Consider the following 10,190-nt stretch of genomic DNA (forward strand, 5'->3'; position numbering starts at 1 on the left):
AATGATGAACACTTTTTATAAAACGCTAGTTGCTTCTGCTATTGCTGCTGCCACGCTTTCAACCGCTCAAGCGGCAGAGCCACTTGAAATTTACGGTAAGCTCAATGTTTCAATTCAATCAAATGATGACGGTTCAGGTTCAGAAACACGAGTGCAAAGCAATGCATCACGATTTGGTGTGAAAGGCGCTTTCGAATTAAATAGTTCTTTAGAAGCGTTTTATACTATCGAATATGAAGTGGCAACTGACTCAGACAGCTCAAACAACTTCAAAGCCCGTAATCAGTTTGTTGGCCTAAAAGGCGACTTTGGTTCATTCGCGGTGGGCCGTAACGACACTATGCTGAAAAAGTCGCAGGGCAAAGTCGACCAGTTTGGTGATTACTCAGGCGATTTGAAAAACTTATTTGCTGGTGAAAACCGTATAGCAGAAACCGCAACTTACTTAACGCCTAAGTTTGGTGACTTCCAAGCGGGCGTGACTTACGCTGCATCAGGTGACAGTAAGCAAGCAGATGAGGATGGTTTCAGTATCGCTGCAATGTACGGTGACTCAGGGCTGAAGAAAACCCCAATTTATGCATCGGTTGCCTATGATGCTGAAGTTGCAGGTTATGATATTGTTCGTGGTACAGTACAAGGTAAAGTCGCAGGTTTTGTACTTGGCGGTATGTACCAACAAGAAGAAAAAGTCGATAGCGGTGATAGCAAAGATGGCTACTTACTCAGCGCTGCTTATAAAATTGACAGCGTGACCCTAAAAGCCCAATACCAAGACATGGAAGATAAAGGCGATTCATGGTCAATTGGCGCAGATTACTCACTAGGTAAGCCAACGAAGTTATTTGCTTTCTACACTGACCGTACTTCAATGGGTACAGTGGAAGATGCAGATGGTAATGATATGGATATCTCAATCGACGAAAGTTACTTTGCTGTAGGTATCGAACACAAGTTCTAAGTATCGCTTTATTAAAAGCGGTTTAACCGAAAATGTGTGATACATAACAAAGGAGGCATATCGCCTCCTTTGTGTTCTTCAATACATTAATTATGGCGTAGCGTGATAGATTTATGACAAAAATATGATTTTAATTCCATTTAGGGCCTTGAGATCATATTTCTGTAATAAAACTGACCAATAATACTAACGCGGCAAACTACTCACAGATAATATTATGACAGCTAAGATTTTAATTGTAGAAGATGAGTCAGCCATTCGAGAAATGCTGACATTTGTTATGGAACAACACGGCTTTACTACAACGGCTGCTGAAGATTTTGATTCAGCAATAGACCTACTGCAAGAACCTTATCCAGATCTGATTTTATTAGACTGGATGTTCCCAGGTGGAAGTGGAATACAATTAGCTAAGCGTTTAAAGCAAGATGAGTTTACTCGTCAAATTCCTATCATCATGTTAACCGCTCGCGGTGAAGAAGAAGATAAGGTTAAGGGATTAGAAGTCGGTGCAGATGATTACATTACTAAACCGTTTTCACCAAAAGAGTTAGTGGCACGTATTAAGGCTGTGTTACGCCGTAGTGCGCCAACACGACTTGAAGAGCTTATCGATGTGCAAGGGTTACAATTAGATCCGGTAAGCCATCGTGTCTCTGTTGGTGAGTCAGTGCTAGAAATGGGCCCAACCGAGTTTAGGTTACTGCACTTTTTCATGACTCACCCTGAACGTGTCTATAGCCGTGAACAGCTATTAGACAATGTGTGGGGCACCAACGTCTATGTTGAAGATCGCACTGTCGATGTCCATATACGCCGCTTACGCAAAGCCGTTGAAGACTCAGGCCATGATAAACTGATTCAAACCGTTCGCGGTGCGGGATATCGTTTTTCAACCAGAATGTAATTACTCACTATCAGCCAAAGCCTAATATACTGTTGTATTTCACTTTTGTTGTTTAGGTAAATGTAAATATTGTTATTTATTTACAGTAATTTAAGTGTAATTCAACGGCTTGGCTATAGTCAGTAACATGGTTTTAAGTTATCTTGTGAACCATTATTTTTCGACCGACAATACGGTAAAAAATCTGCTTAAGATTTTTTACCATCATAATTAGGCCGCTTATGTTTCGAGCTTACTCAGGGTCCAGACTTCTCCTTCGCCTTGTGGGGATCTTGTTGATTTTTGCCATCATAGGCATGATCATCAATCAAGTTTATATGAGTATTATTGTCGGTTGTATTGCCCTTTTAGGCTGGCATTACCGCCAAATTACCCGCTTAAATTACTGGCTTTGGAAAGACCGCAAACTCACTCCACCTCAAGGCACTGGCAGTTGGGAAGGTATTTTCAATGGCATATACCGCCTGCAAGGTAAAAATCGTCGCCGAGTTGGCCAGTTAGCGTCAATTTTAGGCCGCTTTAGGCAAGGTGCTGAAGCCTTACCAGATGCTGCGGTCGTACTTGATTCTGAACTCAATATTTTATGGTGTAACAAACTGGCGCAACTGCTGCTGGGTTTTGTTTGGCCCCAAGATAGCGGTCAACGCATTGATAACCTCATCCGTCATCCTGATTTTTCGGCCTACCTTAAGTCTGGTAAATTTAACGAGCCATTAGAGCTACCCTCACCACTATCGGATCAACGCTTATTAGAAATACGCTTAATGAGCTATGGCGACAGACAGATGCTACTGATTGCCCGTGATATTACCCGCATTAATCAGTTAGAGGGTATGCGCAAAGAGTTTGTTGCTAATGTATCCCATGAGCTAAAAACCCCGCTTACCGTACTGCAAGGTTATCTTGAGATCATGCAAAGCATGGAAGAGCCTGACAGCATGAACCATAAGCCACTTAAATTGATGCAGCAGCAAACTAGGCGAATGCAATCAATGGTGGAGCAGTTATTAGTGTTATCGCGTATTGAAGATGGGGCTGATATTGATTTAGAAAAAACCATCAATATGCAGGTCATGTTGGATATTTTAAAAGATGAAGCCTCGGCATTGGCAATGGATCAATACCAGCTTGAGTTCATTTGTGAGGATAATTTAAATTGTCACGGTAACGAAGTGCAATTGCGAAGCGCCTGTACTAACTTGATTTCAAATGCGATTCGTTACACAGAGCCAGGCGGCAAAATTACCATTCGCTGGGAGTTAGTCCCAAGCGGCGCTAAATTTAGCGTAACCGATACCGGCCTTGGGATAGCGCCACATCATATAAGCCGCTTAACCGAACGTTTTTATCGGGTTGATAATGCCCGCTCCAGTAAAACTGGTGGTAGTGGTTTAGGGCTAGCGATTGTAAAGCATGCGCTTAATCATCATTACAGTGAGTTGCACATTACCAGTGAGTTAGAAAAGGGCAGTTGTTTTAGCTTTATTATTCCAGCACATTTGGTGATTAAGGGGTAATGACTTTCCCCTAAATTTTTAGCATTAAAAAAGCAGACATCAATGTCTGCTTTTTTGTTTGTGTGACTTGTTGTGATAGCTGGTAAATTGCTGGTTCTGACAAGCTTTTGGACAATTCCGAGTTACGATAAACAAATGAAGCTAAACGTTCTGATAACTTATTCTAAGCCAAACACACCTTTTGATTACAAAGTAATGGCCAATTTTACTAAACCACTACAGAACAAAAAAAGTATAAGGAGGTACTAAGGAATTGATATGTTGAGGTAAATAAATTTGCTGACGATGCTAAGGGATCGATGCGGCTAGTAAAAAATGTAACTGCTCAGCAGACATCGAAAAAGCGAAAGATCTTACGCAGATATTTACACTATAAAGGTATCACTCGGGCTTATTCAACACTTGGGATAAGGACGCGGCTACGCGTGGCCTATCCTTATCTGTTAAGCCTATGCTAGCGCATCCAGAATCTCATTCAACATATTAGCTTCGGGCTTTCCTTGGGGATGCTTAGCAATTACAATTTTTGTTGTAAAACCATTAAGTTTAAGTATCCCTCTGGCATCTACTAACTTCGATTCAGATTTATTCATTAGTGTTATGTTTTCTAATAAAAAGCCATCAAACCAATTTTCACCAGTAAAAAACACAATACATTTTGGTTTATATTCTTGAATTTCAACTTTTAATAATTCATTACATGCATCAAATTGATAGCCACATAAACTATCACTAGGGTTTCCTCCTGCACTAGGGGCAATTTTATATAGGTTTGACCAGACTAATTTTGAAGCCCAACGCTCATCTGAAGATAGTTTATTGATACTTTCTGAAAGTTTTCTAATTACACGCCAAAAAGCAGATTTATTTGTGTTGTAGCCTTCTGTACTTCCCCATGAAGATTCAACCCATTCAAGTGGGCACATTGGTATAAAAGGTTTAGAAAATAATTTATTTACAAGCAAGTTTGTGTCCATGTCATTTAATTGAAAATCATCGTCCCACTCATTTACTGCACGCCCAACGATCATGACGTTATTATTATAAAGCTCTCCTTTTTGAGCAGAAAAACAACAGAGACTTTGAAGTCTATTTCTATAGTTAGATTTTTCTAGATTATTTAATAAATCTCTATATATCGTTTCTTGCATGATAACTCCAATTGGGTGAATAGGCTTAACGCCGCCCTTGGTGGGTTAAAATACGTAGCAAAGGGGAGCGTAAACTACTGTTTTAGTTAAGTTTAAGCTCGTTTGCAGCTCATAAAGTCCAATAAATTCCGCATATTGTATGGGTTTTGCCATTGCCCAGATTTAGGGGATGGGTGATATTCATAAAAAATTTTGAATGAACATCCTTCCCACTGAAGATTAGTAGCTACTCGAATATAACCATTTAATTGCGTTGCTTCCTCAAAAAAACATTGTGCTATAACTCCACATACAATTATTTTGGAGTGATTATTATTATTTTGAATACTTTTTAAAAGTCGAAACCTAAAGCTTTTTAAGGCTTGACCCCCTACTTTTGTTCTTAGTTTCTCTTTAATTTTTTGCTTTACAACTTGTATATTGCCATTCTTTATTTCTTGAATCTCAAGAAACTCTGAAAAATCTTCAGATAACCTTAAAGGGTTGTAACAAGAGATTTGTAGAGGAAGTCGAGAACAGTTTAATATTGATATTCTTGGAATACTGCTACTTTTGTTTGTAACTAACTCACCTAGCGGGGTTTCTATATTAAACATAGCTTTACTCATCCACCAGCCACTCTCACTAGCAGCAGGAAACCCCATAGCAACTTCTTGCTTATGAGGAGACTCCAGAATGAATATAAATTCACTCTTATCATGTGATAAATCATCAATTTTAAACTGAGTTAGATATTCCATAGCTGAATCTTCCATAGTTGAGCTAACAGCTTATTCAATAGCAGCAAATAATGTTCCAGGCTGCTCAATTCAAACTTCAAAGGTACCATCGATAAGTCATTGTTGTAAATCGAATTTTTTTATGAATACGTAAGTAATGCTCAAAATACTGTCGGAGAAAAAATACATCTTTGTGTGCGAGGTCTATACAACACTTTAAAAAAATTCGCAGTAGATTGATATGTATGGTTTTCTTGAATATTACAAAATTATCGATGCTTAGAAAGCTCCTTTGGCGCCAGAATTATCTCAATTTGGAGAAAATCAGTTACACCTGTATAGGAAACCAGTCATTTGTACGACAAGTAAGGTGGTCATAATCGATTAGAAAAAGTAAGGTTATGCTGATTATCCCATTGCTAGCAATAACTCGTTTTGGGGCATAAACGAGTTACCAGCACCAGCTTTAAACTTCATTTATATTAGATCAGTAACAGCAGGCCATCACTTCAATCTAACCAATTGCCTGCCGCAGGCTTATGTGCAAGCACGACTGTGACACGCTGCACTCTTTATATAAATCAAAAGGTCCCTGAAAGCTCGGCCATGACGTCCTTGTCATGGACGGTCACAGCCGCGCTTACTCCGGAATTTTCATCTCTTCGATTTAGCTTTTTATATTGCAACAAGTAAAAGCCAAATATCAAAAGCTAGACAATCTATAAATCTAAGAAAGTAAAAGACTAAAACTCAATTTGAATTGAGGACGTTGAAGAAAATAGCGTGATGCTCACATGGATGTGAGCATAGCTTTCGAGGTGCAGGATCACTCCTTAGCATCCATGCCACCGTGACATTTGTAAATCCATTTACTTCAGACTCACCATCGGAAGCGTTAGCATTTTCACTCTTTATAATAAACAGGGGCCGAAGTTAGCAACAAACGAAGTTAAAAGCTGGATAAATCCCCATCGAAAATCATGCGCTTTTCAGCATTTTTCGTTAGGGGCGGCGGGGCCTAATTCATTAATAAAGAGTATGGAGGGTAATGCTGTTGATACCCTTTTGGTTGGGTGTGGGTGGAAAACCCACGACGTTAATCCAAACGGAGTTTGGAAATACCAAAAAGGCATCAACAGTACAATTTGGGTGCGGACTAGGTATCACGACTTTGAATTGTTCATAATAACCGATTCTTTAAGCCGCAATAATGCTTCTTTAAAATGGTTAGTATCAAATAACTTACATAAAGCGGGTTTTATAAGGTCTTGCGGATGCGTCTGTAAGCTATTTGTTGGTCTTCATTGCAGCAAAGCCTAACTTGTTAGGTAAAAACTGCAGGCTTAATAAATAACTCATAGTCAAAATTAGCTGTATTAAGCAATTTAAATAAACTGATTTTCAGCTAATACCATGATTTTTAACTGCTTAAGGTTGCCATTAATTAGCTTTGGAACGTGTTTGGTGTGATTGTTAAAAGTGTTAATTGTCATACTGCTGTCACATTAGCGTCATAGACTTGTCATCATCGTCATTGATACTGAGCCTGTCTTAAATAACAACGCTTATAATACCGGAGCACAAAAATGAAACTTAAACAGCTAGTTGGCGCTATCGCCTTTTCTGCAGCTGGTGTATTTTCAGCTACATCTATGGCAGCCATTGATAAAACATTACCTGTGTACGAAAAAACCAGTGGTGTTTCAGGTAACTTGTCATCAGTGGGTTCAGATACTTTAGCTAATATGATGACCTTATGGGCTGAAGATTTTAAACATATTTACCCTAACGTAAATATCCAAATTCAAGCTGCTGGTTCTTCTACTGCGCCGCCAGCATTAACTGAAGGTACTTCTCAGTTCGGTCCTATGAGCCGTCAAATGAAGCCTAATGAAATTGAAGCTTTTGAAAAACATTATGGTTACGCACCAACAGCTATTCGTGTTGCAATTGATGCATTAGCAGTATTTGTTCATAAAGATAATCCAATCGAAGGGTTAAGCATCGAGCAAATCGATTCAATCTTCTCATCAACTAAAAAGTGTGGTGGTGATGATGTAACGCGTTGGGGCGATGTTGGGCTAGAAGGTAACTGGGCTAAGAAAGACGTGCAATTATATGGTCGTAACTCAGTTTCAGGTACTTACGGTTACTTCAAAAAGAAAGCACTTTGTAAAGGTGACTTTAGACCAAACGTTAATGAGCAACCAGGTTCTGCTTCAGTAGTGCAATCAGTATCTCAAGGTCTTAATGCTATCGGTTATTCTGGTATCGGTTACAAAACTGCAGGTGTTAAAGCGGTAGCGCTTTCAAAGAAAGGCACTAAATACATCGCAGCAACTGCAGGTAATGCAGCGAATGGGACTTACCCATTATCACGTTACTTATACGTTTACATCAACAAGCACCCTAACAATGACTTATCACCAATGGATCGTGAGTTCATCCGTTACGTGTTATCGCTGCAGGGTCAGCAAATTGTTGAAAAAGACGGCTATGTTCCACTACCTCGCAGTGTCGTTGCAAAAGATTTACAAAAAGCAGGTATCAAGCTTTAAGCTTACCGCCTAACAAATGATTAGAGCCTCAATTATGAATATAGTTGAGGCTTTTTTTATACCTGTGATAAATATGAATTTAATCTAACTTGTCGATGAAAAGCGCGCATTGGTATATTCTGTTGCACATCATACTGTTGGTGAATAGGTATCAAATTGACAACGCTTTGGGATAATAATCGTGACTATCATTCAGTAGCCAATACTGATGAAATTAAAGTACATAATATGCAGCTGACACTCGCTGTCGATTTCGAGTTACAACAATTGACTGGCCAAGTGATATTACAGTTCAAGCGCTTGCAAACTTGTGATCAACTCGTGCTTGATGGTCGAGATCTTAATATTGATACCATCAGTGATATCCAAGGCAATGCCGTTGACTATGCCGTTGAGCATATTGATACTCTGCAAGGGGATAAAATCGTTATCAACATCGGTAAGGTAATTGATGAAGTTGTGATTCAATACCGCACCTCACCGAATTCACAAGGCTTGCAATGGCTCACGCCAGAACAAACCTTAGGTAAACAATCTCCTTATTTATTCAGTCAATCGCAACCCGTTAATGCCCGCAGTTGGATCCCTTTGCAAGACACGCCTAAAGCCCGTATTACGTTCACAGCAACAGTGACAGTCAATAATGGTTTAAGAGCCGTGATGAGCGCTGCTAATAGCGATGTGATGCCAACAGATGGTGTATTTCAGTTTGAGATGGAAAAGCCCATTCCGACCCATTTATTAGCGCTGGCAGTAGGGGATTTAGCTTACGGGGCGATAAGTGAACGCTGCGGTATTTATACCGAACCTGCCATGTTGGCCAGCGCATTAGCAGAGTTTGAAGATACCGAAGAGATGATATTGGCTGCAGAGTCTTTATTAGGCCCATATCCTTGGGGTCGTTATGACATGATAGTGTTGCCGCCAAGTTTTCCGTTTGGTGGCATGGAAAACCCACGGCTTGCCTTTATTACACCGACCTTGATAGCAGGCGATAAAAGCTTAGTGTCTACTGTAGCCCATGAGTTAGCTCACTCATGGACGGGGAACTTAGTCAGTAATGCCACTTGGCGAGACTTATGGCTCAATGAAGGCTTTACCACTTACTTTACCAATCGTTTAGTGGAGAAAATATATGGCAAAGAGCAAGCTGAGCTTGAATGGGTGATTGAGTTTGGCCGCCTTAAAGAAGAAATGATCTCCATGCCATTAGCGGCGCAAACACTACCGGCGAACGTGCAGCACCAAGATGCGAATGACGCTTTTAATCGCTTTACCTATGACAAAGCATCAATGTTTGTCCATGAACTTGAAGTACGATTAGGCCGTAAAGCCTTTGATCACTTCTTATTTGATTATGTGCAGCATTTTAAATTTCAAGCCATTACCACAGAAACCTTTATTGAATATGCCAAGCAAACCTTGCTTGTGCAGTATCCCGAGGCCATCAGTGAATCAGAGTTGATGACTTGGGTATACGGTGAAGGATTACCCCAATGGTTTGTTGGGCCGACATCCACAAGCTTAGATAAAGTGGATTTGGCATTGCAGCAATTAAAGCTGGGCGACAGTGCGGCTAAATTGAATGTGGCTGGTTGGCGAGTGCATCATTGGCAGTATTTTATCAAACAGCTACCGCTGCAACTCACGCAGCTACAACTTACCGATCTTGATAGCGTGTTTGGCTTCTCGGGTTCACAAAATGCTGAGCTTGCCTGCGACTGGTACAGTGTAGCCATCCGCAATAACTATGAGATAGTGCTGCCAAAGGTTGCAGCCTTTTTAGGTCATATTGGCCGAGCAAAGTTTGTTAAGCCGCTTTATAACGAGTTATTAATTGCCGGGTATGAGCAACAGGCTTTAGCGATATTTCAGCAGGCAAGGGCAGGTTATCATCCTTCACTGCAAGTACAACTTGATGCACTGATGCAGCAGCTTTGAAGCTCGGCGCTATTGATTAACAATGGCTAAAAAAATGGCAACCCAATGGGTTGCCAGAAGTATTACTTTGCGGGTTTTGCTAATAATGCGCTAGCGTATTAACAATGCCCTAAATGGGGGATGATGATGAACAATGAAAACCGGGTAAAACATAATTCGGTTAGCGATAATGTCATTTAGATATTCAGTCACTGTGATGAAGAGTTTGTGAACATCGCCTTAAAAGCACATTACCTCGTTGCTACAGTTACTCAGAGTGGCTCATTTCAAAAAAGTTCATTACCGCGGTAAATTATTTTAAAATTTTTTTGGCTAGCTGGTTTGATTGGATTTTATTACTTCAATTTAGCTGTTTAATCAGTCAGCTTGTTCCAGCTTTTACCCATAATTTTAATCAAAGAAATAAATTTAGCGCAAAAAAAAATGGCAACCCAGT

The 10,190-nt window shown here is 40.0% G+C and carries 7 protein-coding genes; 5 read left to right on the top strand and 2 right to left on the bottom strand.

Features of this window, described 5'->3' with window-relative positions; translation table 11 throughout:
• Position 1 precedes the first annotated feature (1 nt).
• The 3 genes from AB4160_RS16855 (at position 2) to phoR (ending at position 3,385) form a co-directional block, all read left to right on the top strand.
• Positions 2–961 (top strand): porin, encoded by a 960-nt coding sequence (locus tag AB4160_RS16855; RefSeq protein WP_102439537.1) that lies wholly within the window; start codon positions 2–4, stop codon positions 959–961.
• 217 nt (positions 962–1,178) lie between these two features.
• Positions 1,179–1,868, top strand: coding sequence for a phosphate regulon transcriptional regulator PhoB (gene phoB / locus AB4160_RS16860; RefSeq protein ID WP_102439538.1), 690 nt, complete (start codon positions 1,179–1,181; stop codon positions 1,866–1,868).
• Positions 1,869–2,089: 221 nt separating this feature from the next.
• A complete protein-coding gene (gene phoR / locus AB4160_RS16865) occupies positions 2,090–3,385 on the top strand; it encodes a phosphate regulon sensor histidine kinase PhoR (RefSeq protein ID WP_102439539.1) in 1,296 nt (431 codons plus the stop codon).
• Positions 3,386–3,834: 449 nt separating this feature from the next.
• Here the strand turns inward: phoR and AB4160_RS16870 are convergent, their stop codons facing one another.
• Both AB4160_RS16870 and AB4160_RS16875 read right to left on the bottom strand, forming a co-directional pair.
• A complete protein-coding gene (locus tag AB4160_RS16870; protein WP_372005597.1) occupies positions 3,835–4,536 on the bottom strand; it encodes a hypothetical protein in 702 nt (233 codons plus the stop codon).
• 92 nt (positions 4,537–4,628) lie between these two features.
• Positions 4,629–5,276, bottom strand: coding sequence for a hypothetical protein (locus AB4160_RS16875; RefSeq protein ID WP_372005599.1), 648 nt, complete (start codon positions 5,274–5,276; stop codon positions 4,629–4,631).
• A gap of 1,565 nt (positions 5,277–6,841) precedes the next feature.
• Here AB4160_RS16875 and AB4160_RS16880 point away from each other — a divergent pair.
• Both AB4160_RS16880 and AB4160_RS16885 read left to right on the top strand, forming a co-directional pair.
• A complete protein-coding gene (locus tag AB4160_RS16880) occupies positions 6,842–7,813 on the top strand; it encodes a PstS family phosphate ABC transporter substrate-binding protein (protein WP_102440693.1) in 972 nt (323 codons plus the stop codon).
• A 156-nt stretch (positions 7,814–7,969) separates the two neighbouring features.
• Positions 7,970–9,754: a M1 family metallopeptidase gene (locus AB4160_RS16885; RefSeq protein ID WP_372005602.1), complete on the top strand. Its 1,785-nt coding sequence runs from the start codon at positions 7,970–7,972 to the stop codon at positions 9,752–9,754.
• The last annotated feature ends 436 nt before the right edge of the window (positions 9,755–10,190 follow it).

Origin of the sequence: Shewanella sp. 10N.286.51.B8 (assembly GCF_041469325.1) — a bacterium.
Classification (GTDB): Bacteria; Pseudomonadota; Gammaproteobacteria; order Enterobacterales; family Shewanellaceae; genus Shewanella.